The organism is Bradyrhizobium sp. Kon56, assembly GCF_055807635.1.
The window spans coordinates 118,029-143,905 of the sequence record NZ_JBVVOU010000003.1; the positions used below are offsets into that span (position 1 = coordinate 118,029).

Annotated in this window: 22 protein-coding genes and 1 pseudogene; 14 read left to right on the forward strand and 9 right to left on the reverse strand. The window is 63.2% G+C overall.

What is annotated here, in order from left to right:
* Window positions 1-44 precede the first annotated feature (44 nt).
* Window positions 45-1,541 (reverse strand): aldehyde dehydrogenase family protein, encoded by a 1,497-nt coding sequence (locus tag AC0L3B_RS06190; RefSeq protein WP_247299325.1) that lies wholly within the window; start codon window positions 1,539-1,541, stop codon window positions 45-47.
* Window positions 1,542-1,735: 194 nt separating this feature from the next.
* On the opposite strand from AC0L3B_RS06190, the gene AC0L3B_RS06195 reads away from it, so the two are divergent.
* Window positions 1,736-2,581, forward strand: coding sequence for an SDR family NAD(P)-dependent oxidoreductase (locus AC0L3B_RS06195; RefSeq protein WP_085350155.1), 846 nt, complete (start codon window positions 1,736-1,738; stop codon window positions 2,579-2,581).
* 130 nt (window positions 2,582-2,711) lie between these two features.
* On the opposite strand, the gene AC0L3B_RS06200 is transcribed toward AC0L3B_RS06195, so the two are convergent.
* From AC0L3B_RS06200 to AC0L3B_RS06225, 6 genes are all read right to left on the reverse strand, one after another.
* Window positions 2,712-2,918, reverse strand: coding sequence for a hypothetical protein (locus tag AC0L3B_RS06200; RefSeq protein WP_007615092.1), 207 nt, complete (start codon window positions 2,916-2,918; stop codon window positions 2,712-2,714).
* A gap of 71 nt (window positions 2,919-2,989) precedes the next feature.
* On the reverse strand, window positions 2,990-3,403 hold the full coding sequence (locus AC0L3B_RS06205) for a Rieske (2Fe-2S) protein (protein ID WP_027565497.1): 414 nt from the start codon (window positions 3,401-3,403) through the stop codon (window positions 2,990-2,992).
* A gap of 14 nt (window positions 3,404-3,417) precedes the next feature.
* Window positions 3,418-4,530 carry an amidohydrolase family protein gene (locus AC0L3B_RS06210; RefSeq protein ID WP_085385450.1) on the reverse strand — a complete coding sequence of 371 codons (1,113 nt, stop codon included), beginning with the start codon at window positions 4,528-4,530 and terminating at the stop codon, window positions 3,418-3,420.
* A gap of 13 nt (window positions 4,531-4,543) precedes the next feature.
* Window positions 4,544-5,608, reverse strand: coding sequence for an amidohydrolase family protein (locus tag AC0L3B_RS06215; protein WP_473380167.1), 1,065 nt, complete (start codon window positions 5,606-5,608; stop codon window positions 4,544-4,546).
* Window positions 5,609-5,836: 228 nt separating this feature from the next.
* Window positions 5,837-6,112, reverse strand: a complete 276-nt coding sequence (locus AC0L3B_RS06220) for a YiaA/YiaB family inner membrane protein (RefSeq protein ID WP_085361234.1) — start codon at window positions 6,110-6,112, stop codon at window positions 5,837-5,839.
* Between the two features lie 39 nt (window positions 6,113-6,151).
* The gene (locus AC0L3B_RS06225) at window positions 6,152-6,847 is read right to left on the reverse strand and encodes a PspA/IM30 family protein (RefSeq protein WP_018453369.1); all 696 of its coding nucleotides are present in this window, start codon (window positions 6,845-6,847) and stop codon (window positions 6,152-6,154) included.
* 103 nt (window positions 6,848-6,950) lie between these two features.
* Here AC0L3B_RS06225 and AC0L3B_RS06230 point away from each other — a divergent pair, with 103 nt between their 5' ends.
* The 3 genes and pseudogenes from AC0L3B_RS06230 to AC0L3B_RS06240 all read left to right on the forward strand — a co-directional run bounded on the left by AC0L3B_RS06230 (window position 6,951) and on the right by AC0L3B_RS06240 (window position 10,842).
* Window positions 6,951-7,559, forward strand: coding sequence for a TetR/AcrR family transcriptional regulator (locus AC0L3B_RS06230; protein ID WP_473380248.1), 609 nt, complete (start codon window positions 6,951-6,953; stop codon window positions 7,557-7,559).
* 112 nt (window positions 7,560-7,671) lie between these two features.
* The gene (hydA, locus tag AC0L3B_RS06235; protein WP_473380168.1) at window positions 7,672-9,126 is read left to right on the forward strand and encodes a dihydropyrimidinase; all 1,455 of its coding nucleotides are present in this window, start codon (window positions 7,672-7,674) and stop codon (window positions 9,124-9,126) included.
* A gap of 95 nt (window positions 9,127-9,221) precedes the next feature.
* Window positions 9,222-10,842 (forward strand): annotated as a pseudogene (locus AC0L3B_RS06240) (ABC transporter substrate-binding protein).
* On the opposite strand, the gene AC0L3B_RS06245 reads toward AC0L3B_RS06240, so the two are convergent.
* Window positions 10,839-12,182, reverse strand: a complete 1,344-nt coding sequence (locus AC0L3B_RS06245; RefSeq protein WP_473380169.1) for a glycoside hydrolase family 3 N-terminal domain-containing protein — start codon at window positions 12,180-12,182, stop codon at window positions 10,839-10,841. The pseudogene AC0L3B_RS06240 and the gene AC0L3B_RS06245 sit on opposite strands and share 4 nt — an antisense overlap.
* A 187-nt stretch (window positions 12,183-12,369) precedes the next feature.
* Between AC0L3B_RS06245 and AC0L3B_RS06250 the strand changes: the two genes are divergently transcribed.
* The 3 genes from AC0L3B_RS06250 to AC0L3B_RS06260 are packed head-to-tail and all read left to right on the forward strand — an operon-like array spanning window position 12,370 to window position 16,166.
* The gene (locus tag AC0L3B_RS06250; RefSeq protein ID WP_473380170.1) at window positions 12,370-13,860 is read left to right on the forward strand and encodes a DUF4153 domain-containing protein; all 1,491 of its coding nucleotides are present in this window, start codon (window positions 12,370-12,372) and stop codon (window positions 13,858-13,860) included.
* 18 nt (window positions 13,861-13,878) lie between these two features.
* Entirely contained in the window at window positions 13,879-14,583 is a 705-nt protein-coding gene (locus tag AC0L3B_RS06255) for a response regulator transcription factor (RefSeq protein WP_473380171.1), read from the forward strand.
* On the forward strand, window positions 14,580-16,166 hold the full coding sequence (locus AC0L3B_RS06260; protein ID WP_473380172.1) for an ATP-binding protein: 1,587 nt from the start codon (window positions 14,580-14,582) through the stop codon (window positions 16,164-16,166). The genes AC0L3B_RS06255 and AC0L3B_RS06260 overlap by 4 nt, the downstream gene beginning before the upstream one ends.
* Here AC0L3B_RS06260 and AC0L3B_RS06265 read toward each other — a convergent pair.
* Window positions 16,163-16,303: a hypothetical protein gene (locus tag AC0L3B_RS06265; protein ID WP_007597071.1), complete on the reverse strand. Its 141-nt coding sequence runs from the start codon at window positions 16,301-16,303 to the stop codon at window positions 16,163-16,165. The two genes, AC0L3B_RS06260 and AC0L3B_RS06265, sit on opposite strands and share 4 nt — an antisense overlap.
* A 79-nt stretch (window positions 16,304-16,382) precedes the next feature.
* On the opposite strand from AC0L3B_RS06265, the gene AC0L3B_RS06270 reads away from it, so the two are divergent.
* From AC0L3B_RS06270 to AC0L3B_RS06300, 7 genes are all read left to right on the forward strand, one after another.
* Window positions 16,383-16,952 carry an alpha-ketoglutarate-dependent dioxygenase AlkB gene (locus AC0L3B_RS06270; RefSeq protein WP_018453365.1) on the forward strand — a complete coding sequence of 190 codons (570 nt, stop codon included), beginning with the start codon at window positions 16,383-16,385 and terminating at the stop codon, window positions 16,950-16,952.
* Window positions 16,953-17,181: 229 nt separating this feature from the next.
* A complete protein-coding gene (locus AC0L3B_RS06275) occupies window positions 17,182-17,676 on the forward strand; it encodes a hypothetical protein (RefSeq protein ID WP_018453364.1) in 495 nt (164 codons plus the stop codon).
* Between the two features lie 134 nt (window positions 17,677-17,810).
* On the forward strand, window positions 17,811-18,740 hold the full coding sequence (locus AC0L3B_RS06280; RefSeq protein WP_018453363.1) for an alpha/beta hydrolase: 930 nt from the start codon (window positions 17,811-17,813) through the stop codon (window positions 18,738-18,740).
* A 289-nt stretch (window positions 18,741-19,029) separates the two neighbouring features.
* Window positions 19,030-19,992: a TRAP transporter substrate-binding protein DctP gene (gene dctP / locus AC0L3B_RS06285; RefSeq protein ID WP_473380173.1), complete on the forward strand. Its 963-nt coding sequence runs from the start codon at window positions 19,030-19,032 to the stop codon at window positions 19,990-19,992.
* Window positions 19,993-19,997: 5 nt separating this feature from the next.
* Entirely contained in the window at window positions 19,998-21,989 is a 1,992-nt protein-coding gene (locus tag AC0L3B_RS06290) for a putative bifunctional diguanylate cyclase/phosphodiesterase (RefSeq protein WP_473380174.1), read from the forward strand.
* A 150-nt stretch (window positions 21,990-22,139) separates the two neighbouring features.
* A complete protein-coding gene (locus tag AC0L3B_RS06295; RefSeq protein WP_473380175.1) occupies window positions 22,140-23,528 on the forward strand; it encodes an HlyD family secretion protein in 1,389 nt (462 codons plus the stop codon).
* Window positions 23,525-25,468: a glycosyltransferase gene (locus tag AC0L3B_RS06300; RefSeq protein ID WP_473380176.1), complete on the forward strand. Its 1,944-nt coding sequence runs from the start codon at window positions 23,525-23,527 to the stop codon at window positions 25,466-25,468. The genes AC0L3B_RS06295 and AC0L3B_RS06300 overlap by 4 nt, the downstream gene beginning before the upstream one ends.
* Window positions 25,469-25,877 lie beyond the last annotated feature (409 nt).

Below are 25,877 nucleotides of genomic sequence, written 5' to 3' on the forward strand. Positions count from 1 at the left end.
CAAAAGCAGATATTCCCTCCCGCGGAACGCGGGAAAGACCAGTGTTACGCCGTCTTGATCCACACCGCCTTCACGTTGAGATATTCCTCGACGTGCTGCTTGCCGGATTCGCGGCCGTAGCCGCTCATCTTGTAGCCGCCGAAGGGCACGGCCGGGTCCATCGCCTGGTAGCAGTTCACCCACACCGAACCGGCACGGAGCCTCTTCGCGACCGCATGCGCCTTGCTGACGTCCCGCGTCCACAGGCCCGAGCCGAGACCGAACGTGGTGGCGTTGGCGCGCTTGACCAGTTCGTCCATGTCCTTGAACGCGATCGCGGAAATGACGGGACCAAAGATCTCCTCCTGCGCGATGCGCATATTGTCCTGGACGCCCGCGAACACTGTCGGCGAGACGAAGAAGCCTTTTGCAAGCGCGCCTTCGGTGACGCGGCCACCGCCGGCAAGCGCCCGCGCGCCTTCCTTTTGGCCGATGTCGAGATAGCTGGTGACGCGCTCGAGCTGTTGCTCGGACACCAGCGGTCCGATCTGGGTGTTGGGATCGAGGCCGTTGCCGACCTGCAGTTTCTTGCCGAACTCGGCCACGCGGCCGACGAACTCCTCATAGATCGACTGCTCGACGAAAAGCCGGGTGCCGGCGCTGCAGATCTGTCCCGAATTGGCGAACACCGCCATCGCAGCGCCCGGCACGGCCGCATCGAGATCGGCATCCGCGAACACGATGTCCGGCGACTTGCCGCCGAGCTCGAGCGAGACGCGCTTGAGGTTGCCGGCCGAGGCGCGGATGATCGACTGGCCCGTGACATGCGAGCCGGTGAAGGCAACCTTGTCGACGTCGTGGTGTGCGGCAAGCGCCGCGCCCGCAGTCTCGCCATAGCCAGGGACGACGTTGATGACGCCGGGCGGAACGCCCGCTTCCATCGCCAGCTCGGCGATGCGCAGCGAGGTCAGCGGCGCTTCTTCGGCCGGTTTAAGCACGACGGTGCAGCCGGTCGCGATCGCCGGACCGATCTTCCAGATCGTCGCAGTCAGCGGACCATTCCAGGGAATGATGGCGCCGACGACGCCGATCGGCTCCTTCAGCGTGTAGGAGAAGATTTCGCCGGGCAGCGAGTTCTCGATGGTCTCGCCATGGATCGCGGTGGTCTGGCCGGCATAATAGCGCAGCATGCCGACGGCGCGCAGGCGATAGGCACGGGTACGGCTGAGCGGCGCGCCCATGTCGAGCGTGTCGAGCTGCGACAATTCGTCGAAATTCTTCTCGACGAGGTCGGCAAGCTTCAGGAGCAGATTCTGCCGCTCGAACGGCTTGACCTTGCTCCAGGGCCCTTCGAAGGCGCGGCGAGCGGCAGCAACTGCGCGATCGATATCTTCCTTGTCGCCCTCGGCCACTGTTGCGAGCAGTTCGCCGGTCGCGGGGTTGTGGGTCTCGAAGCGCTTGCCTGAGGCAGCATCGACCCACTTCCCGTCGATCAGCATCTGCTTGTAGGATCCGTTGGCGAATGGATGGCGCGTGATCGGAATAGCCTGCGACACAGCCATGGCTGAACTCCCTGTCAATGATTGATTGGTTCGATCTGGGTGGGATCGTTGATCGATAGAATACTGCGATGCCGGACAGGCGTAAAGTAGAGGCGTAGAGTCGGCGCGGAACGAACACCTCCCATGCCGACTTGTGCGGGGTCGCGCGAGTGCCATGTTATAGCACGACCGAGCCCCTCCCCGGAGACCGATCCATGCCACATCCCGCGATCATCAAAGACAATGTTGCCGTGATCACCGGTGGCGCGTCCGGCATCGGATTCGCCGCCGCCGCAGCCTTCGCGCGAAACGGCGTGAAGGTGTGTATCGCCGATGTGGATCAGGCGCGGCTGGCGGACGCCGCGACAAGACTCTCATCCCTCACGTCCGCCGCACATGTGATGACCTTCGCGATTGACGTCAGCAAGGCCGAGAGCGTGATGGAACTGGAGCGCGCCGTCCACGAGCGCTTCGGCGGCACCGACATCCTCATGAACAATGCGGGCATCCAGCCCGGCAGCACGCTGTTCGGCGAACCCGACAACTGGCAGCGCATCATCGGCGTCAACATGTGGGGCATCATCAACGGCTCGCGAACCTTCGCGCCCAACATGATCGCGCGCGGCAGCGCGGGGCTCATCATCAACACCGGGTCGAAGCAGGGCATCACCACCCCGCCCGGCGATCCCGCCTACAACGTCTCCAAGGCAGGCGTGAAAGCTTTTACGGAAGCGCTCCAGCACGAGCTGCGCAACACTGCGGGTTGCCGCATCACCGCGCATCTGCTGATTCCCGGCTTCGTCTTTACGGGCCTTACCGCGAAGGGCCGCACAGAGAAGCCGGCCGGCGCCTGGACGGCCGAGCAGACCGTGAATTTCATGTTGGCGCGGCTGGAGGCCGGGGATTTCTACATTCTGTGCCCGGACAACGATGTCCCGCGCGCGCTCGATGAAAAGCGCATGCTGTGGGCCGCCGGCGACATCGTGGAGAACCGCCCGCCACTGTCACGCTGGCACCCGGACCATGCGGATGCATTCGCGAAATTCGTGAAGGGGGATTAGGCTGTTTGATCCTCATGGTGAGGAGCGCGGAACGCGCGTCTCGAACCATGCAGGCCCGGTTGGGCCTCGATCCTTCGAGACGCCCGCTTCCAGCGAGCTCCTCAGGACGAGGGTTTACACAGGGGGCGCTCTACAGCGTCTCTTGCTGATGCCCGCAATTCTTGCAGGCGAACTTGATGCGGGTCTGGCCCTTTGGCGCCTGCACACGGTTCGGGGCGCCGCATTTACCACAGACGGCCTCGATGCGAGTATCGCCCTGCTTGACGACGACGGTTTTCTTTTCCATCGATTCGCGGATCAGGCGCTCGGCCTCCTCACGCAGGGATTGTTTCGACAAAGCTCGTCTCCGCCATAAATGCGGGCGAGGCTTATCCCACCTGCGGCGAAATCACAATCCGAAACGGCTGCTCAGACCTCGACAATCACGTAGCTGTCCTCGACATGCACCGGAAAGGTCTCGGCAACATACGGGCCTTTCTGGAGTTCCTCGCCTCGCTCCACCGCGACCGGATATGACCTAATCTTGACGCGCTTCGGGTCGAACCAGGATTGGCCGTTGCGCATGTCGAACTCCCAGCCATGCCAGGGACAGCGCAGCATCTCGCCGACGCGCGAGCGCTGATAGATGCCGGGCTCGGGCGAGGTCAGTCGCGCGACACAGGCCGCTTTCTCCAGCGGCGCGCCTTCGTGCGGGCAGCGGTTCAGCAAAGCGAAGAACTCGCCATTGACGTGGAACACGACAATGTCGCGGCCGGCGACATCGACGACCTTGTTGCCACCGGGTGGGATCTCCGAGGTGGACGCGACGATGTGACGGGCCATCCGTGCAGACCTTCTCAGAACTTGTAGACCGCGCGGGCATTGGTGCTGAAGATCTTCCTTCGCTCGGCCTCCGTCAGTGGCGTCTTGAACGCAAAGCGCGGATCGTCGAAATCCCAGTGCGGATAGTCCGACGAGAACAGGAGACGGTCGATGCCGACCCATTCGATCAACGAGCGCAGGTGCCGGGCTTCGTCAGGTTCGTCGATCGGTTGCGTCGTGAACCAGAAATGCTCGCGGACATATTCCGACGGCTTGCGCTTGAGATGCGGCACCTCGCTGCGAAACCGCTCAAAATGCTGGTCCATTCGCCACACCGCGGACGGGATCCAGCCGAAGCCGCCCTCGATAAAGACAAACTTCAATTTCGGAAAACGCTCCGGCACACCCTCGATCACGAGGCTGGCAAGCTGCGCCGCAATGGTGTGCGCGTTGGACTGGTGCTCCTCGACATAATAGGACGGCCAGCCGCCACCGGTCGGCGCATGCCCGCCATAGCCGCCGACATGGATGCCGAGCGGCAGGTCCAGTTCTTGGGCACGCTCGTAGATCGGCCAGTAGCGGCGGCGGCCCAACGGCTCGTTGGCGCGCGGCGAGACGTTGATCTGGACGTATTCGCCGATTTTCGCGCAGCGTTCGATCTCGGCAATGGCGAGATCGACGCCGTCCTGCCCGACCAGGATCGAAGCCTTCAGGCGCGGGTCGCGATGCGACCAGAACGCCAGTTGCCAGTCGTTGATGGCACGCTGGATCGCGGCGCCGAATTCGAGGTTCTGCTGCGAGAAGATGAAGAGATCGAGCACCTGCAAAATCCCGAACTCGACATCGAGCGGATCGAGATGCTGCTTCTGCATGAAGGCGAGATCCGAACCGGGCGGCCCGCCGGTCGGCGGCCAGGCATCGCGCCGCGCGATCAGCGGCGAAGAGCGCGGATAGGGCGTGGTGAACAGATAGGGCGTGCGCAAATGGCTGCCATATTCCTTCAGATGCTGCTGCCAGCGCTTTGGCAGAAACTCGTTGAGATCGTCGAACGAATGCAGGCTCGGATGAACGTCGCAATCGACGATGCGCAGCCGCGAAGCGGCAGGCTTTTCGTCTTCTCGTAGTGGGCGGTCGATGACGTCACTCATGCGAAACTCCGGTCTAGTTGGCGAGCGACAGCCGCGGAAACGTCTCCAGCGGGTTGTCGACGCACATCTTCGAGATGATGCTGTTCGGCAGGTCCGGCGGGATCGGATCGTCGCCGTCGAACTGCCAGTGCGGATAGTCGGACGCGAACAGGAACATCTTGTCCGAGCCGATCTGGTCGATGATCTCCTCGACGCTTTTGGCGTCGCCCGGCGCGTCGAACGGCTGCATTGTGACACGAAAACTGTCGCGGATGATCGCTGCCGGCTCGCGCTCGACCCAGGGCACCTCGACGCGCACCCCGCGCCAGGTCTTGTTGGCGCGCCACATGAAAGCCGGGAGCCAGCTCACGCCGGATTCCATCAGCACGACCTTGAGGTCCGGAAACTTGCCGAACACGCCCTCATAGATCAGGCTCAGGATCTGCGCCTGAAATGCCTGCGCCTCGACGAAGTAATATTCGTAGCGGTGCGACGGCCATCCGGCCGAGCTCGGCGCCTGCCGATATTGCGTGCCGGCGTGGATCGCGAGCGGCAGCTTGTACTTTTCCGCGAGCCGATAGACCGGCCAGAAATGCCGGCGTCCCAGCAGCGTCTCGCCCTGCGCCAGCACGAGGATCGAGACGAAGCGGTGATCGCCGGCGCGGCGCTCGATCTCCTCGACCGCCAGATCCGGATCCTGCATCGGCACCACGATCGAGGCACGCAAGCGCGCATCGCGCGACAGCCACTCAGTCGCGATCCAGTCGTTGATCGCCCTGCAGAAGTCGGCCGCCATGTAGCGATCGAACACGGCCTGAGCGCCGTAGAGCACGTTGAGAATCGCGTGGCTGGCACCCAACTGCTCGAATGCGCCCTTCTGTACCATCGCAAGATCGGAACCAGGCTTTGCGCCGTTCGCCGGACGCCAGTCGGCGCGGCCCGCCAGCGGCATGCTGGGCGGATAGGAGGTGAGATCGAGCCCGTCGATGGCGCGGCTCACGACCTGCTCTTTCCAGTGATCGCTGAGATAGGGCAGCAGCGTCGTGCGCGTGCCACCAACCGCCGGGTGGATGTCGCAGTCGATCCGCGTCACCGCCATGAAGTTCCTCGCCGAGATCTTGTAAGCACATCTTTTTGGCGGCATTCTTTGTGTGCCGCTCGTGCAGAGTGCTCCGGCCGCTGCCGGTGCGCAAGAGCGCACGCCCGCGCGATCCGTCATGGCTCGGTTGCATTTCGCAGGCGCAATACGAAGTTTGGCGGAATGCGGGTCGGCGCCGAGGCAGCGGAGCGAATTACTCCGCTGCTTCCTCGCGTATTGTCATGCCTCTCAAGCCGCCTTGGAGACTTCCATCAGTAAACGTTCCGCCCTGGCATCCTCGATGCGGTTCACCATCCGGCTACTTTCATGGTTGTCCCGGACCGTCTTGGTCAGGGTGATGCAAGTCTGGATCAACATGACGATGCCCATGGTGAGATAACCCTTCATCCAGAGGTCGATCGGCAGGAAGAAGATGCCGATGGCGATGAGGAAGGCGGAGGCTGCGAAGGACACGTAAGTGAAAGTCACCCAGGCGCCGCTGTGGGGCTGGCCATTCTGGTTCATGATGGTCTCCTGTTGGTTCGAATGATGATGGGTTTGGGATCAGACCGTCGGCGTGCGCTTGGACTTCAACCGTGCCAGCACGTCGTCCGCGGTCGTCTTGAGCCTGGGGCCAAAACCCTGCTCGGCGAGTTTTTCGGCGGTGGCGAGCGGACCGGTGGCCGCATCGAGCTCGACCAGCGCGTCGTCGGCGGCCTGGGCTTCCATCTGCCGCTCACGAAGACGCCTCAAAGTGCTCTCCGCCTCCGGCAGCGTGGATTCGTAGGGGCGTGCCGCCTCGATGCCGCTGCGGCGAAGCGAGCGCACCGCTTCCGAGGCACGGGCGACGCGGCGGCCGCGGTCGAGCTCGGTGATGCGGGCCTGCGCGCTTGCGACGTGCCGCTTCAGCCGCGCGATTTCGGTTGCGAACAGTGCGCGGGCCGTCAGCGCCGCATCGCGATCGGCCTCCAGGCCCGCGATGGCTTCGGCAGCATCGTTGGCGAGATCCTCGCGGTCCCCGTCGAGCGCCGCGACCGCGCGCATCTCGAGATCAGCGATGCGGGCGACGGTCGCCTCGAGCTTGCGAGCTTCCTGCTGGTCCTGCGCAATCGCCAGCGCAAGGGTCCGTTTGCCGCGCTCGACGGCCGCGGCCGCGTCGCGCATCTGTTGATCGAGGATCAGAAGGGCCGTCCGGTCTTCCAGCTCCTCGCTGGCGGCGGCCACGCTGCCACGGAAAAGTGTCACTACGGTCTTGAACATCTGAAGCTCCCTGTTATGAGCGTTGCTCACGGATGGTTTGTAGCAAGAAACTTGAACTTGGTTCAAAGAATATTTGAGCGACGCTCAAGAATTTGGTTCGCAGATGACTAAGCCATTGGAACGCCGAGAGAAACTTCGATTCGATCTGATCCTGGCGGCGGAACGAATGATCGCCGACAAGGGATTGGCGGGCCTGAAAACCCGCGATCTCGCCCGCGAGATCGGCTGCGCTAACGGCGCGGTCTACAATCTCGTCGCCGACGTGGACGAGCTGATCCTCCGCGTGGGCTCGCGCACCTTGCATCGGCTCGACCGGGCCCTGAGCGCGGTGGAAAGCGCGGGCGAGCCATCACCGCAAGAGACCCTGGTCCGCATCGCCCTCGTCTATTGCGATTTCGCCGCGGAGAATCTCGAACTGTGGCGCGCTCTGTTCGAGCACCGCATGGCAGCCGACAAGCCCCTCCCCGACTGGTCCATCGACGACCAGCTGCAGCTGTTTCGCCACGTCTACCAGCCGCTGGCCGCGCTATTTCCAAAACGCAGTCGGGAGGAGCTCGGCATCACCGCGCGCAGCCTGTTCTCGGCGGTGCATGGCATGGTGGCGCTGGGACTGGAGCAGAAACTGGTCGCGGTGCCGCTGCCGGCGCTCCGGAAGGAAATCGCGGGCCTGGTGCGCGCGATGATTGACGGGCTGATCGCGCGGGCGGCGTAGGGGCCGAGAGAGCACGGCTCAACTGTCGGCGTGCCTGACTAAAATTTCACCTGTCGCGCCGTGTGCCGCGCGCTTAGCTTCGCGAGGTCCACTTCCCTCTCCGGAGCATCCAATGCCCCTCCTCATCCGCGGCGGCACCGTCGTCAATCATGATCATTCGCGCCGCGCGGACGTGCTGATCGACGGCGCGACCGTCGTCGCGATCGGGCGGTCGCTCGATGCGCCGACGGGGTGCGAGATCATCGATGCGGGCGGCGCTTACGTCATCCCGGGCGGCATCGATCCGCACACCCATCTCGAAATGCCGTTCATGGGCACGGTCACCGCCGATGATTTCGAATCGGGGACCAAGGCGGCGCTGGCCGGCGGCACCACCATGGTGGTGGATTTCTGTCTGCCCGATCCAGGCCAGTCGATGCTCGCGGCCTATCAGGAGTGGCGGCACAAATCCGAGAAGGCGGCCTCCGATTACGGCTTCCACATGGCGGTAACGTCGTGGTCGAAACAAATCCATGACGAGATGGAGACCGTGGTCAAAACCTACGGCATCAACACCTTCAAGCACTTCATGGCCTACAAAGGCGCGCTGATGGTGAACGACGACGAGCTCTACAACTCGTTCGCCCGCTGCGCCCATCTCGGCGCCATGCCGGTCGTGCATGCGGAGAACGGCGACGTCATCGCCCTGATGCAGGAGGCGCTGATCGCGCGCGGCATCACCGGGCCCGAGGGACACGCTTATTCACGGCCGCCGGAGGTGGAGGGTGAAGCCACCAACCGCGCCATCATGATCGCCGACATGACGGGGACGCCGGTCTACATCGTGCACACGAGCTGCCGCGAAGCGCATGAGGCGATCGCGCGCGCACGTGCGGCGGGCAGGCGCGTCTATGGCGAGCCGTTGATCCAGCACTTGTTGCTGGACGCCGGTGAATATCAGAACAAGGACTGGGATCATTCCGCGCAGCGCGTGATGTCGCCGCCGTTCCGCGACAGGTCGCATCAGGATAGTCTTTGGGCCGGTCTGCAAGCCGGCTCGCTGCAGGTGGTCGCGACCGACCACTGCGCCTTCACCACCGAGCAGAAGCGGTTCGGGTTCGGCGATTTCAGAAAGATCCCGAACGGCACCGGCGGCCTCGAAGATCGCCTCGCCCTGCTGTGGACCGCGGGCGTCGCCACGGGACGGTTGACGAAGGAAGAATTCGTCGCAGTCACCTCGGCGAATATCGCCCGCATCCTCAACATCTATCCGCGCAAGGGCGCGGTCGCCGTCGGCTCGGATGCAGATATCGTGGTTTGGGATCCCAAGGCGAGCAGGACCATCAGCGCGAAGCGGCAGATGAGCCGGATCGATTACAACGTGTTCGAGGGGTTTTCCTGCACCGGCGGACCGGCGGCGACGCTGTCGCGCGGCCGAATCGTCTGGAAAGACGGCGATCTGCGCGCCGAGGCCGGCGACGGCCGTTATGTCGAGCGCCCGGCGTTCTCGCCCGTGCATGTCGCCAATTCGACGTGGAAGGAGCTGACCGCCCCACGCGCCGTGCCCCGCGGAGCGGTGACGCCGTAGAATTGATGGCCGCGCAGCATGCGACGCCGTGAAGCGCGGCCGATGGCATGCGCCTTGCCTCTTTATGGTGCGAATCTCTCAAGAGTGAGGCACCCATGAGCGCATCATCATTCGACCTAAACCGCCGCAGCGTGCTCGGCGGCCTCGGCCTTGCCGGAATGACCGCCCTCGCTCCGCGCTTTGCCTCGGCGCAAGGGCGCGCAGAGACGTTGCTGGTGGTGCAGGAGCTCGGGCCAAACTCGCTCGACATGCAGGGCGTCGGCTCCAACCAGACCGTGAACGGGCTGTCCTGGAATTGCTACGATCGCCTGCTGAGCTATGCCTCCAAGACGCTCTCCGACGGGTACGCTGTCTTATGACCGCGAGAAGCTCGCACCTGAACTCGCCGAGAGCTGGGAGGTTGCGGCCGACGGCATGTCCTGCATTTTCAAGCTGCGGACGGACGCGAAATTCCACGACGATACGCCGGTCACGGCGAAAGACGTCAAATGGTCGTTCGATCGCGCGGTGAAGGTCGGCGGTTTTCCGACGTTCCAGATGTCGGCGGGATCGCTGGAAAAGTCCGAGCAGTTCATCGTGGTCGACGACCACACTTTCCGCATCGACTACGTGCGCAAGGACAAGATGCTGCTGTTCAACGTCGCGGTGGTCGTGCCTTTCATCATCAACTCGGAGCTCGCAAAAAAGAACGCGACGGCGGAAGACCCGTGGGCGCTGGCGTGGCTCAGGAACAACGAGGCCGGCGGCGGCGCTTACACGATCGATAGCTGGAAGCCGGGCAGCGAGACCGTGCTGGCGCGCTTCGACGATTGGAAGAGCGGACCTCTCCCGAAGCTCAAGCGGGTGATCGCGCGCGACGTCCCTTCCGCCGGCACTCGCCGCGCCATGCTGGAACGGGGCGATGCGGATATCTCCAGCGGCTTCGCGCCGCGTGACTTCGAGCAGATCATTCGGGAGGGCAAGGTCAAGGTCTCCGGCGTGCCGATCCCGAACGCGCTCTGGTCGGTGGCGCTCAACACGGCAAAGCCGCCGTTCGACAATGTGAAGCTGCGCCAAGCCGTCGCCTGGGCGATGCCCTATGAGCAGATCCAGAACAGCGCGTTCTTCGGACGCGCCGTTCCCATGTATGGCGGAGCAGCAGACGTCTCAAAGCCGGTCTGGCCGCAGGCGTTTCCCTACGCCACCGATCTCGACAAGGCCAAGGCCCTGATGAAGGAGGCTGGCTTCGAGTCAGGGCTGGAGACGACGCTGTCACTCGATACCGGCACGGCCACGGTCGGCGAGCCGACCGCGATCCTGATCCAAGAGAGCCTCGCCAAGATCGGAATCAAGGCGGCGATCGACAAGATTCCCGGCGCGAACTGGCGCACTACGCTGAACAAGAAGGAGCTGCCGCTCGCGCTGAATCGTTTCAGCGGCTGGCTCGATTATCCCGAATACTACTTCTACTGGAATTTCCACGGCAACAACTCGATCTTCAACATCTCCTCGTACCAGAACAAGGAAATGGACGCGCTGATCGACAAGGCGCGGTACACCACGGATGCTGCCGAGTACGAAAAGGCCGTGAAGGATTTCATCGCGCTCTGCATGCGCGATGTTCCCATCGTCCCGCTGAATCAGCCGATCCACGATGTCGCGATGCAGAGGGCCATCACCGGCTACGAATTCTGGTTTCATCGCGAGCCTGACTACCGGCAGTTCGCGAAGGGCTAGTTTTGGCGGGCGACGCTGACAGTGCTTGAGACGGCTCGTGCCTGCTCGGAGGGGAAACCCCGCGCGAGCCGCGCCTCGCTCGCGCGCAGCATCGCTGTATCGAGCTTGCCGTGTCGCGATCCATCCAGGGCGCAAGCGAAAATCCGGTAGAACTGCGCGCCGTCATAGGCGACCAGCAGCAGATCGACGCCCGCGTTGATCGCCTCGACCACGGCCCGGCAGACGTCGTGCTGGTAGATCGCGCCCATCACGAGATCGTCGGTCATGACGACGCCCTGATAGCCCCATTTGTCGCGAATGATCCCCTCGACGACGCGCTTCGAATGCGAGGCGGCTCGGTCGGGATCGACGGCCGTGAGCGTGACATGGCCGACCATGAGCGCGCTGCGCGAATGCGACAGCACCTCGCGGAACGGGAGCCAGTCGGCTGCCTCCAACTCCTTCACCGGCGTGTCGAGGTTGGCGCTGAAATGATGCGTGTCGGTGCGCACGCGCCCGATGCCGGGAAAATGCTTGAGCGTGGCGCCGACGCCGGATTCTTCCAGCCCGCGCACATAGGCGCTCGCGATCGCCCCGACGACGGCGGGATCGGTCGCAATCGCGCGCTGACCGATCAGGGTGTGGAAGTCGAGGCGATTGCGCCGGCCCGGCGGCTTGAGATCGAGCACCGGCGCGAGATTGAGGTTGACACCGAGCCCGGCGAGTTCACGTCCGTGGATGCGGCCGAACTCTGCCGCTTTGGCCTGCTGGTCATCGGGAGCAAGCCCGGCAAGCGTCGCCAGCGCCGGCAGCTTCGTCAACGGCGGCGCAAGGTGACCGACGATGCCGCCCTCCTGGTCCGCGGCGACGACCAGCGGCGGCAGGCCGGCGGCGCGCCGCTTGTCCTGGAGCGTCGCGATCTCGGTGCGCAACGTCTCGACGGACCGGCCACGGATATTGTGACGGGTGACGTAGACACCGCCGATCACGCCTTGCTCGGCGAGGCGCGCGACCTCCGGGAAGGAGGAATAACCGACCATGAAGTGAGGTCCGAGCTGACGCGCCTCGGCCGCACTGGCTGCAAGAACATCGTGCTTCCGCAGTTCGAATTTCAGGTGCGCCGCCGACATCAGCACCGATGGAACGCACCAGAGCATGACGAGCAGCTTGCCGGCGATCGTGCGCCACCGCCCCCTGCGCAGCAGCACGATGACGATCACGATGCTTGTGACGACAAGTGCGATGTTTCCAGCGCCGCGCAGCTCGAGCAGATAGGGATCGTTCTTGTTAGCGGCCGCAAATGCGACGAGAGGGGCGGCCAGCCAGAGGAGGATGAGACCGGTGCGGTTGAAGAGCTGCATGATGCGTCACGCCCAAGGTGATGTATGCATCGCACCTATCAAAGCGATTTGCGCCGCGTAAGGACCAAAAGCGGGCCTGCACATAATCTGCAAAAGACTCCTGAAGCCGTGCAGACGACGATCCCGCCTTCTGCACAAACGACGTTCAGACTTCGTGATGCCACCCAACACGAAAGGTCTTCTTGACATGACGAGCCTGGCTTCGACAATTGCAGCGGAAATCCAGCCGATCAGGCATTCCTCGATCCCGGCCAAGGTCGGCCTCGCGCTCGTTCTCGCTGCGCTCGCCGACTGGCTGTTCTATGGTCCGCGGATCGGGCTGTCGCTGACGCTGTTTGTGATCGCGATGGCTTGCGTGTCGATGCTGTTCAATCATGCGGCCCTGGATCTGCGGCGCGCCATGATCGGCGCGGCCATTCTCGTCGCCGGCCTCGCACCGGCGGTCGAGGAGCTCAACATGCTGTCCTTCCTGATCCTCACCATGGCGCTGGTTATTGCGCTTCTGATCGCGACCAATCCGAAAACGACCGGGTTCACTGAACGTGCGCGCGCGCTGCGCAATTTCTTCCTGCTCGGGCCCTTCAGGTTCTTTCTCGACGCGCTGCAGATCTTCAACATGTCGGGGTTCACCCGGGGCATCGTACTCTGGCTGATGCCTGCTGTGATGAGCACCGTCTTCGTCGCGCTGTTCGCGGCGGCCAATCCGGTAATCGAGCAGTGGGTGTCTCTGCTCAATCCAAAGCTCATCTTCGAATATATCAGCGTCCCGCGCGTGCTGTTCTGGACCGTGATGCTGGCGCTGGTCTGGCCGTTCATCCATGTGCGCTGGCGGCGCAGGACGATTGCCACCACGATGGTCGTCGATGGCCCCGTGCCGCCGCCGCTGCCGTCCCAAGTCTCGGCTGAGTTCCTGGGCCCCTCCACCATCCTGCGCTCGCTGATCCTGTTCAATCTGCTGTTCGCGGCACAGTCCATTCTCGACGGCATCTACCTGTGGGGCCAAGTCGCGCTGCCGGCCAATTTGACATATGCGGCCTATGCCCATCGCGGCGCCTACCCCCTGATCGCCACCGCCCTCCTCGCCGCCGCCTTCGTGCTAGTGGCGATGCGTCCGGGTGGACCGGTCGAAAAATCAAAAGTGATCCGGCCGCTGGTCTATCTCTGGGTCGGGCAGAATGTGCTTCTGGTCGCGTCCTCCATCCTCCGCCTCGACCTCTATGTCGACATCTACATGCTGACCTATTGGCGCATCGCCGCCTTCATCTGGATGGGACTGGTGGCGCTCGGGTTGATCCTGATCGTGGCCCGTATCGTGCTCGACAGGTCCAACCAATGGCTCGTCGGCGCCAATCTGATCGCGTTAACGATCGCGCTGTATGGCTGCTCGCTGATGAACTTCGATGCGTTTATCGCCGACTATAATCTGAGCCACAGCAACGAAATGTCGGGTAAGGGCTTGAGCATCGACGCGAACTATCTCCTCACACTCGGGCCGCAGGCGCTGCCTGCGATCGACAAGGTCATCGCTCATCGCCCGGGCGACAACTGCCTTGTGTCGCGGCGCGATCGGCTTGTAGAAGTCCAGCGTCAGGATCTGGCCTGGCGGAGCTGGGGCTTTCGGACCTGGCGGCTCCAGCGCAGGCTGGACGCGCTGGAGAAAGTTCGGCCGGCGGGCTGACGGGGAGCGGAGAGGTTCTTGGCGCATCGCATTCTCATCGTCGACGACGAAGGCCATATCCGCGAGGTCATCCGCGTCGCCTTGAACAAAGCCGGCATGGACGTAATCGAGGCGCGCGACGGCAAGGAGGCGCTGAGCCGCTTTGCCGCCGACAAGCCCGATCTCATCGTGCTCGACATCGGCATGCCCGAATTCGACGGCCTCGACGTCTGCCGCGAGGTGCGCAAAGGCTCCGACGTGCCGATCCTGTTCCTGTCGGCGCGCGACGAGGAGATCGACCGCATCCTTGGCCTCGAGATCGGCGGCGACGACTACGTGACGAAGCCGTTCAGCCCGCGCGAGCTGGTGGCGCGGGTCAACGTCATCCTGCGCCGTCTCGGCCCGCGCAATGGCGAGGCCAAGGCGGGGCCATCGGCACTCGCGCAAGGCGGCCTGTTGATCGATCCCAAGCAGCATGTCGCGTACTTCGCCGGCACGCCGCTGAAGCTGACCGCGACCGAGTTCGGCATCTTGCGCGCGTTCCTGACCCGGCCGACCTCGGTCTTCAATCGCGAGCAGCTGATGCGGGCCGCCTACCAGCTCAACATCCAGGTCTCCGACCGCACCATCGACAGCCACATTCGCAACATCCGCGCCAAGCTCGCGGCGCTGGCCTGCGACAACGTCATCGAGACCATCCACGGCGTCGGATTCAAGCTCGGCCGCTGCGAGAAGGACGCATGAGCGCGGCGCCAGACAAATGGCGGCCGTCGCTCACCCTGGTGATCTTCACGGTGCTGGCGACCGTCGGCGTGCTGCCGCTGGTCGGCCTGTTCTTCTTCCGTCTCTACGACAACCAGCTGATCCGCCAGACCCAGGCCGAGCTGATCGCGCAGAGCCGCGTGCTCGCGACGATCTACGCGCAGGAGGTCACGGCGCGCCTCGACAGCGGCCTGACGCTCGGCGGCGAGGTGCCGCCGAATGTGCTGCCTGATCCAGGCGACCAGGTCACCCCGATCCGTCCCGCGCTTGACCTCACCGCCAACGACCTGCGGCGGCGGCGACCCGACGCGCAAGCCGCTCCACAGCCGCCGCAGCCCGTCTATGTCGAGATCGGCGCAAAGCTGACGCCGATCATCCGCGAGACCCAGAAGGTGACGCTGGCAGGCTTTCGCATCCTCGATCCCCAAGGCGTGGTGATCGCCGGGCGGCAGGAGGTCGGGCAGTCGCTCGCCCATATCGAGGAGGTCGCGGACGCGCTGCATGGGCAATACCGCGCCACCTTGCGCAACCGCGTGCCCGACAAGCCGCCGCCGTCGATCTATTCCTTCAGCCGCGGCCTCGGCGTCCACGTGTTTTCGGCAATGCCTGTCATCGTCAACAACCGCGTCGCGGGGGTGATCTACACGACGCGGACGCCGAGCAACATCTTCGACCATCTCTATCAAGAGCGGGCCAAGTTCGTGCTGGCGGGGCTCGCCGTGGTTCTCGGCACGATCGCCATTGGCCTCGTATTCTCGCGCACCATCACGCTGCCGATGCGCGAACTGATCGATCGCGCCACCAGAATAGGCCGCGGCGACCGTGAGGCGTTCAGGCCGCTCCGGCACTACGGTACGCGCGAGTTCGCGCGGCTCTCGCACAGCTTCCTCGGTATGGCCGAACAGCTGGCGCGGCGCTCGGACTATATCGCGACGTTCTCGGCCCATCTCACCCACGAATTGAAATCGCCGCTGACCTCGATCAAGGGCGCCGCCGAGCTGTTGCAGGATTCGGTTCAGGGCAAAGCGGGCAGCCTGACGCCGGCCGAGCAGGAGACGTTCATCGCCAACATCCTGTCCGACACAAAGCGGCTGGAAGCGATGGCGCAGCGGCTGCGTGAACTCGCGCGTGCCGAAAGCCTGCCGCAAAACGAGCGCACGGAATTGGCGCCGGTGATTGCCGACCTCAGGAGCCGATTTCCGGCGAGCTCGATAGAGGCCAGCGGCAGCCTCGACCTGATGATCGGCATGTCGGCCGAGAAGGCGCTCATCGTGCTGTCGCATCTCGCCGATAATGCGATGCGACACAAGGCTGGGACAATCAGGCTGAAAGCGATCGACGAGCGTACGACCCTGCGTGTGACGGTAAGCAATGACGGCGAGCCGATCTCGACGCCGAACCGCGACAGGATCTTCGACGCGTTCTTCACCACGCGCCGCGACCAGGGCGGCACCGGGATGGGGCTGGCGATCGCGCGCGCGGTGATGGCGAGCCATGGCGGCTCGATCAGGCTCACGCCGACCGATCAGGGCGCGGCGTTCGAGCTGCAGTTTCCAATAGGCTAGATCGCGAACACCCAGGCGGCGACGATGGTGCCGATGGTGACCAGACCGGCGATGGTCCAGCCGGCTGCGTATTCCAGCTCAGGATGACCGGTCGCCCGCATGATCTCTGCCGGATCGGCGGTATGCTTCTCTGCCATGACAGCCTCGCATGTTACTTTCCGCGTCATATGTAAGTCGCATCAGCCACCATTAGGTTCCATCACGGAAATGCGAGGAATGACGCAGCTTGGCTTGTTCGACGATCCGCACGCAGGGCCCGCCGGCCTTCGCTATGCCGATGACTTCGTCGAGACCGCCGTCGAGCAGGCGCTCATCGGCCGCATCGCAGCATTGCCGCTCCAGCGCTTCCAGTTCGGCGCCTTCGAGGGCAACCGCCGGGTGGCGTCCTTCGGCTATCGCTATGACTATTCGCTGCAGCGGCTGGCCGAGGCCGAGCCGATCCCGGACTGGGTCCTGCCCGTCGCGCGGCAGGTCGAGGCATGGGCTGGGCTTGCTGGCGGCAGCGTGCGGCAGGTGCTCTGCACCGAATACGAGGCCGGCGTCGGCATCGGCTGGCATCGCGACAAGCCGCATTTCGACAAAATCCTCGGCATGTCGCTGGGCTCGTCCTGCAAATTCCGTTTCCGCCGCCGTAGCGGCGACAAATGGGAGCGCCACACGCTCGAAGCCCGGCCGCGCTCGCTTTACATGATGGACGGCGAGGCGCGGTCGCAATGGGAGCACAGCATCCCGCCGGTCGAGGCGCGCCGCTATTCCATCACCTTCCGGACGATGAAGCAGGCCTGACAGGTCGGCCAAACAAAAAAACACGAAACAACCCCATGCACAGTAGAACGGCCGTCTGGGCGCGGGGCTCGGCCCCGCGGCGTAACCGTTTGACACCTCGGAGCAAAACAGCCGTAGCGCGCGAAGGCGCGAGGCGAGGCGAACTTGCCTTCCAATTCGGATTTACATGCTAATCTGGTTCCGCGCGCTTCTCGGAGGGAAGCCGCGATTGCAGGTCCAGGGAGGGAAGATGAAAGCCGGTCGATTGATCTTCGCCTGCACCCTCGTCCTCGCAGCCGCCTCCGGCGTCGCGGGAGCCTCCGACGCGACGCCCGCAAAAGTCTCGGGCGCGACGGCGCTGGCGCTCGCGGGGGTGATCGCGCCGCTGTCGTCGGTCCTGTCTGGCGCCGAGAAGAAGGCAATGGCGATGCTGTTCGCCGCCAACAGCGACATTCCCTACAAGAAGCCGATCATGGTGACCGCCGATCGAATCGTCTGTCGCGCCGGCAATGTCGACATCACCGTCCGGAACTGCGAGGTCACCTTCGGCAAGAAGACCCGGACGGTGAATGGCTCCACGGCCAACGAGATCTTCGCCACCGAAGCTCTGGCCGGCATTCCGGCCGACGGCGCCGCAGGATCGAATTTCGAGAGCCTGACCAAGCTGAGCTGCACGATCGACCCCAATGCCATCCGCCGGAAGGACGGCAGCGGGGCGGATTGCACGTTCCAGCCGGGGAATTGAACCACGCGTGGAGGACGAGCCGAGAGAACCATGGGTGCCGCGAAATCGCCTCATGACCAACTAACTAATAAGGCGAATTGAAAAGACGGGCCAAACGCGCGAGCCCATATCGGGCACGCAGGGCCACCACCGACATGAAGAATTTTCTCGCATTTTTTCTGATTCTGGGCCTGACGGCAGCCTCCGCGCACGGCCCCTTGCCGCCGCGGCCGGCTGCGCCGTCCGATCTTGTCCAGGTCGGCCTCACAGATAGCGACACCACCGCAGGCGGCACCGCGCGGCTATGCGAGCAGGTCACCTTCTCGCGCGGCCTGCGCTACGGCGAGAGCGAAGCCAATGTGCTCGATGTCGCCACCGCCACGACCAAGGCGGATACGCCGCGGCCGGTGCTGCTGTTCGTGACCGGCGACACCTTCACTGGCGACCGCGCCGCGCCGGAGCTGTCGCGCCAGATCCAGGACCAGGCCATGTGCTTTGCCGCGCGCAACGACATGATCGGCGTGCGCGTCAACTACCGGCTGGCGCCCTCGGCGACGTGGCCGGCGGGTGCGAGCGACGTGGCGGCGGCGCTGTCCTGGGTCTACGGCAATATCGACCTATTCAACGGCGATGCCCGCGAGATCGTCGCAGTCGGCTACGGCGCCGGCGCCTTCCACGTCGCCACCCTGCTGGCCCATCCCGAACTCCAGACCGACCGCGCCGATGTCGCGGCGGTCGTGCTGGTGTCCGGGATCTACCGCGCCGGCAAGGACGCCAGCGACAGCGAGAAGGCCTATCTCGGCAGGGACGCCAGCCAGTACAACAAGCGCTCGGTCTTCCCCGGCATCCTCAATGTGGACGTCCCGATCGTGCTGGCCTGGGCCGCGGATGATTCCGCCGGCATCACGGCGCAGGGCGAAACCCTGAAGAAGACGCTCTGCGGCGCCGGCCATTGTCCGCGTAGCGCGCTGCTGCGCAGCCGCGACGGCATCGCGAGCGCCTTCGGCCTCGACGGCTCCGGCGACAGCCTCGCCGAGCCGACACTGCTGCTGGTGCATCAGCTCGAGGCGCGCGGTCTGCCGTAGCGGCGTGTTGCCGGCAGCGCGCTGATAACGTCCACCTTTAGCTGGGTTGCCCTCTCGCGGCCGCGCGCTCTCAGACAATTGTCTCGCCGGCGTTAGCACGCTTCAAACTACGATTCGCGATCTGGTCGCCGCCCGGATCGCCGCGTGCTATCTAGGAGAGTTCTCTGAAGCATTTCTATCTATGGGGGTTCGTTAGGGACCGAGCAAATCGGCGTTTCGACGCGCCGCCGCCACGATCGGAAAACCGATGCTTAGTTTGCTTGCACGATGCGCGGTGATCTCTTTTGCGTTGATTTCGGCCTCCGCCGCCGAACCGGTCAAGCTCAAATTGGCCTTCCCCAGTTCCGACCGCTCGACGAGTTATCTCGCTGCGGTCAAGCCATTCGTCGACGCGGTCAACGCCGAGGCAAGAGGCCAGATCGAAATCGAGACCTATTTCAGCGGCGTGCTTGGAAAGGATCCGGCTGAGCAACCCCAGCTCGTGCTCGATGGTACGGCCGACATCGCCTACGTCGTGACGGGACTGACTCGCAACCGGTTCGCAGACAATGCAATCATCGAGATGCCCGGCCTGTTTACGAACATGCGGGAGTCCGTTGCGGTGTTCAAGCGGCTTATGGCCGCCGGCGCGCTGCAAGGATACGACGACTACGTGGTGATCGGCGCCTATGTCACCGAGCCCGAGACGATCCACAGCAACATTCCGATCACGTCGCTGAATGATCTGAAGGACAAGAGAATTCGCGTCAACAATCCGGGCGAAGCCGCAGCGCTCGAAAAGCTCGGAGCGCGGCCCGTATTTCTGCCGGTCACCAAGATCTCCGAAGCCATCGGCAGCGGCAGCATCGATGGCGCCCTGGTACCACCATCTCCATTGGTCGATTACGGCATCAAACGCGTTGCGACCTATCATTACCTTCTTGGCATCAGCGGCGCACCGCTGATGGTTTTGATGAACCGGAAAATATTCAACCGGCTGCCGAAACCTGCACAGGCGACCATCCTCAAATACAGCGGTGCGTGGTCTGCCGGACGTTTCATGGATACCTACGAAGCCGTTGAAAACAGCATTATGGGGGAGCTGAAGTCCGATCCCAAACGCCAGGTGACCATACCCACGCCGTCGGACCTCGATGCGGCCAATGCCGTGTTCGCGGCCGTTGCCGACGATTGGGCTTCGAAAAGTGAGCGCAATGCCGAACTGCTAAAAACGGTTCGGGCCGAGCTCACGAAAATGCGATCGACCCGGTAGCACTGATGCCGTCACTCGCCAGTATCTGGCCTCAGCGAAACATCGTCACCATCGTCGCCGCGCTTGCCATTCTGTTGCTGGGCGCCGGGACGACCCTGAAGATCACGACCGATCATCTTCTCCGTCAAGATGCGACGTCGACCGCTCGTAGCTGGGCGAGGTTCCTGGCGGCCAGTGTCACCGATCTCGAGCAGATCGCCGGCGGCGAGCAGCCTTCCGCCGCGAGCATGGCGTTCTTCCTGTCGGCGCGAAATTCCGGCGAGGTCTTTCACTACGAAATATTCAACCGTAATGGCTACTCCCAGTTCGTTTCGACCCGCGAAAAGATCGCGCTCGTCGACTTGTCTGAATATAGCCCCGATGCGGCGCGATCAGCGGTTGACGGTCTCCCGATCGTCGACGTCAGGGAGGGAAATTCGCCCGACCGGCCGGCATTCTTCGCCCGCGCCTATGTCCCGGTCCAGACCGACGGTCGCCTCACCGCTGTCGTTGCGGCCTACGTGGATGAAACCGAGCAACGCAAGAATGTCCACAATACGTTCCTGACCGCGGCCGTGTTCCTTTGCCTGCTGTCAGGTCTCGCCTTCTCCATTCCCGCAATTGCCTGGTATCGGGAAACAAAGGTGAAGCACGCTGACCGGCGCATCCGGTTTCTCGCCCATCATGACGCGTTGACCGGGCTGACCAATCGCCCGCAGCTGATCGAAAAACTGGAGAGCGCCATCGCTCGCCTGCCGATGCGGGGCGGCAGCCTTGCCGTACACTTCATCGACATCGACCGTTTCAAGGAGGTCAACGATTCGCTTGGTCACGACGGTGGCGATTTTCTGCTCAAGTCCATCGCCAAGCGTCTTCGCGCCGCGGCCAGGATCGACGACGTGGTGGCGCGGCTCGGCGGCGACGAATTCGTGGTCGTGCAGAGCGGGATCGCCGGCAAAGCTCAGGCCGATTCGTTTGCGAGCCATCTCGCCGCCGCGGTAAATGCGACCGTGAAATTCAAGCAGCACGAGATCCTCACCACCGCTAGCATCGGCGTGGCGCTGGCGACGGGGGAAGACACCACCGCCGAGCGGTTGCTCAAGAGTGCCGACCTCGCGCTCTACGCGGCCAAGGCAGCCGGCCGCAACTGCATCCGGTTTTTCCTGCCTGAAATGGACACTGAGCTACAAGCGCGCATCGAGCTCGAGAGGGCGATTCGCGACGCGGTACTGAACGATCGCTTCGAATTGCATTACCAGCCGCTCTTCGAAATATCCCAGCGCCGCCTTGCCGGCTTCGAAGCGCTGATCCGAATGCCCGCGGCGGACGGAACCCTCATTCCGCCATTGACCTTCATTCCGGTCGCCGAGGACTTGCGGCTTATCGACAAGATCGGGGCGTGGGTGTTGCGGGAGGCATGCCGCACGGCCGCGACCTGGCCGGCGCACCTGACCGTTGCAGTGAACCTGTCACCCGTGCAGTTCGTGGCGGGCAACATCGGTGACATCGTCGCCGCCGCACTAAAAGACGCCGGACTCGCGGCGCACCGGCTCGAACTGGAGATCACCGAAAGCCTGCTGCTCGGCAACACCGAAACGATCATGGCTCAGCTCCGGACGCTCAAGACGATGGGTGTTGCCATCGTGATGGACGATTTCGGGGCTGGCTATTCGAGCCTCAGCTATCTGTGGCGCTTTCCGTTCGACAAGATCAAGATCGATCGAGCCTTCATGCAGAGCCTCGACGGCCCTCATTGTCAGGTCGGGACAGTAGTAAAAGCGATCATCGCGCTCGGACGGGAACTGCGCATGCGGGTGACGGTCGAAGGCGTCGAGACCGCCAACCAGGCAGCTTTCCTCGACGCGGCCAACGGTGATCAGGTCCAGGGCTTCTTCTTCGGCGGGCCGATCCCCGCCTCAGAGCTCGGCGCCAGCATTCTCGCGGAGTTTGAGAAAGCAATGCCGCGGGCTTCGCCCGCGACCAAGCTGCACCTCGTCAACACATCGGCTGAACGGTAGCACGGACCCGTGCCTCTATCGGCCCAATGCGACTCTTGGCGATCCGCTATCGCAGACAATTCTCATGTTTCAGTTAGCCTTTGCAACACCAACATCGCATTTGGATTCGGCCGGCCGTATCTCGCGCGGAGGTTGCGCGTTGACTCTCAGGTGTATGATGCAAAAAAAACGCGTTTCGATTCGACATTCGAAGACGGCGGCGGTCCAGATATCGCAAAACCTCTCGCGGTGGACGGAAACCATGACGCGCACGGTTTGCAACGCGCGTTGGATGCGCGTCTCAGTCCCGGCAATGCCGATGCCCCCGCAACCGGCGGCGATGCCGCCGCGGATGTAGCGCAATCCAAGCCGAGCCGGACGCTTCTCCGATTTGTGAAGGCCGCGGCGGGCATCGCCATCGTCGCAGTATTCGGCTGGCTGCCGCTCAGAGCGCTTTTCCAGACATCAAGCGTCGAAGCCGTCGTCAATTCGAGGCTCGTGACGTTGCGGTCGCCGATTGACGGGAAGATTTCAGCCGGGGCCAGTCTGTCAGGCGATTTAGGCACCGTCGGTGAGGGCACTTTCATCCTCCGTGTCGTCAATCCGCGCGGCGACCGCGTGCGGCTCGATGACCTGCGCAGTCAGATGTCTCGCCTCGACAACGAAAGGCCGAGCCTCGTTTCGAAGATAGCTTCAGCCCAGGCGGGGCAGAAGGATCTGGCGCGTCAGGCGGCCCTGTTCACAGCGGGGCGCATTCGTCAGCTCGAGGCGCGCATCGCAGAAATCCAAACATCAATCGAAGCGGCCGCAGCGCGTCGTGAAGAGGCGGCAGCCGCGGTGGAACGAGCATCATCGCTCATCAAATCGGGCAGCGTTTCGTCTGTCGAGCTTGGGCGCCTGACGCGGGATCAAACCATTGCTCAGCAGACCGAAATCGGCGCGCGACGCCGTCTGGATGCAACCCAGGTCGAGCTCACCGCCGCGCGCGAGGGCACTTTCCTCGGCGACAGCTACAACGATCGTCCGAGCTCGGTGCAGCGTGAGGAGGAAATGCGGCAGCGGGCTGAAGGCCTCACCGCGGACGTAGCGCACGCCGATGCGCAAATCTCGTGGCTCGTCGGCGAGATAGAATCAGAGCGATCTCGTTACATCGGCCGCTCCGAGGCGGACATCAAGTTCCCCGTCGCCGGCCGAATATGGGAGGTCATGACGGCACCTGGAGAGGACGTCCGGGCCGGACAACCGCTCATTCGTCTACTCGATTGTTCCGGCGCCGTAGTGACGGCGAACGTCACTGAGAGCGTGTATAACGGGCTGCAACTGGGATCTCTCGCACATTTCCGGCCGAGCGCCGGCGGCCCCGAATTGACTGGCACCGTCGTCAATCTCACCGGCTCCGCAGGGGTCGCAGCGAACCTCGCCATTAATCCCGATGCGCTGAGCAAGGAACCGTATCGTGCGACGATTTCGGTCCCCGACCTCAACGATGGCTCCAACGATTGTCCAGTCGGGCGAACCGGACGCGTCATCTTCTCGCCAGACACTGCGAGAAAGCCATGATCGCCGCGCTGACACCGGGCCTTATTGCGCTCGGGTTCTGCGTTGCCGTCCTTCCCTGGTTGCGGCACGAGAACTCCACGGCGCGCTCGCTGATGATCTCAATCGCATTGCTGCTCATGATCCGCTATTTTGGATGGCGCATGACAGCCACGGTGCCGCCCGTCGGCTGGACCGCCGACTTCGCCGTGGGATCCGTGTTCCTCTTCGTCGAGGCTGTATCGCTTGCGGCGGGTGCACTGACACTGGTGTTTCTCAGTCGCTCGACCAATCGAACGCCGCAAGTCGAAGTCAACAGGCGGTGGCTTGCCGGACGGCAAGCTCCGCTGATCGACGTATTCATTTGCACCTACAACGAGGAAACGTCGATTCTGGAGCGCACAATCATCGGCGCCACGGGAATGAACTATCCCAACTACCGCGTCTGGGTTCTGGACGACGGACGGCGTGACTGGCTCGAAAAGCTTGCCGGCCAGCTCGGCTGCGGGTATCTGGCGCGCCCGGACAACAAGGACGCCAAGGCCGGCAACATCAATCACGCCCTGTGGCATGTGGCGGAGCTCGCCGATCCCCCAGATTTCATTTCGATTCTCGACGCCGATTTCGTGCCTATGCCCGAATTTCTCAGCCGCGCGACGTGCCTGTTCCGCGACCAGGGCGTAGGCGTGGTACAGACACCTCAGCATTTCATCAATGCGGATCCGATCCAAACCAATTTGGCCGCGACCAAGGTCTGGCCGGACGAGCAGCGCTTTTTCTTCGATATCCTGATGCCATCGAAGGACGCTTGGGGCGTGGCGTTTTGTTGCGGCACGTCGTCGGTCATCCGATTCTCGTCCCTCGTGAAGATCGGCGGCTTTCCGACCGATTCCGTGACGGAGGACTACTTGCTGACGCTGCGGCTGACGGAAATTGGATCACGCACGGTGTACCTGAACGAGCGTCTGACCTTGGGGCTGGCCCCGGAGGGACTCAAGGAGTACATCACTCAGCGCAGCCGATGGTGTCTTGGCTTCATGCAAATCTTTCGGGGGCGCAGTGGTCCCTTTTCCCGAAGATCGCAACTGGACGTTGTCGACAGGCTTTCTCTCATCGAAGCATTCATGAGTTGGACCTCGACCTATGTCGTCAAGGTCTTCGGTCTCGTCGTTCCAAGCCTTTATCTTCTCTTCGGCATCAAAGCGGTCCAGGCCGATCTTTTCGAACTCCTCGGATATTTCCTGCCTTTTTATGTCTGGTATTCGCTCACCATGGCCTGGATTTCCCGCGGACGCTCCATGGCGGTGATGTCGGATGTCGCTCAATACATTGCACTGCCGGCGGTTCTCAAGGCCGTGGCGGCGGGACTGCTCCAGACGCAGGGACACACATTCAAGGTCACGGCGAAGGGCGGGGATCGCGACCAACGCTTCGTCGAATGGCCACTGCTCAGGGTATACGGCACCGCATTGGCGATTACGCTCGCGGGTATCGTCTATGCCTTCGTGCTTCATGTGCAAGGTGACATGATCGCCTATGGCGGTCTGGCGCTCGCCTGGAGTTTGTACAACGCCATCATTCTGTTGATCGTCTGCCTGGTGTCCATCGAGCAGCCGCGGCGACGGAAGGCCGAGCGGTTCGAGCGAGATGAGCCTGTCCTTTTCAATATCGGTTCCCGGCAGTGCATCTACCGTTTGGCAGACATGTCGATCACGGGCGCTCGCTTCGTGAGCGACAATCCACCACCTGTCGGGACCGCAGTTCGCTGCACCCTCCAGGAGAGAAACGTCGCGGCCCTGGTCGTGCGACGCACGGGGAATGGCTTTGCAATCCGGTTTGATGAAACCCTCAACACCCGCATCGCTCTCATTCGCGCTTTCTATTCCGGTGACTACGTCAGCGCATTCACCGGCATCCACGCCGCCCCGATCGGCAAAGCATTAATGATGCGGATTTTCGGGTGACTACCTCTGCTGATGAAGCGCAGCACCAAGCTCGCTGAACGTCACCGTCGTTGCCAAGCCGAGCGCTGCAACCGGTTCTTCTCGACCAATGCCTACGTCCAGGCCTTTCGGCGCTCGACCGTTCCAGGTAGCGCGCGCCCTATGTAGGCGCCCGCAATTCGCCCTGAAACCAAGCCAAGGTATCAGACGATCTCATTGGGTCGACCAGCACGACCGCGATCTGGTCGACGAAATCGCAAGCGGGACATTCGAAGGTCCAAATCTCAGAACCGGCGGAGCTTGGCGTGATGCGCGCCAGCGTCGTTGTTATCCGGCATGTAGGACAAGGTGGTCGCTGAATGGCCATGAGACTCGCCTGAATCCGGCGGGAGCGCGATACTCTCAGTCACCGATGGGCGCCGATGCGGGC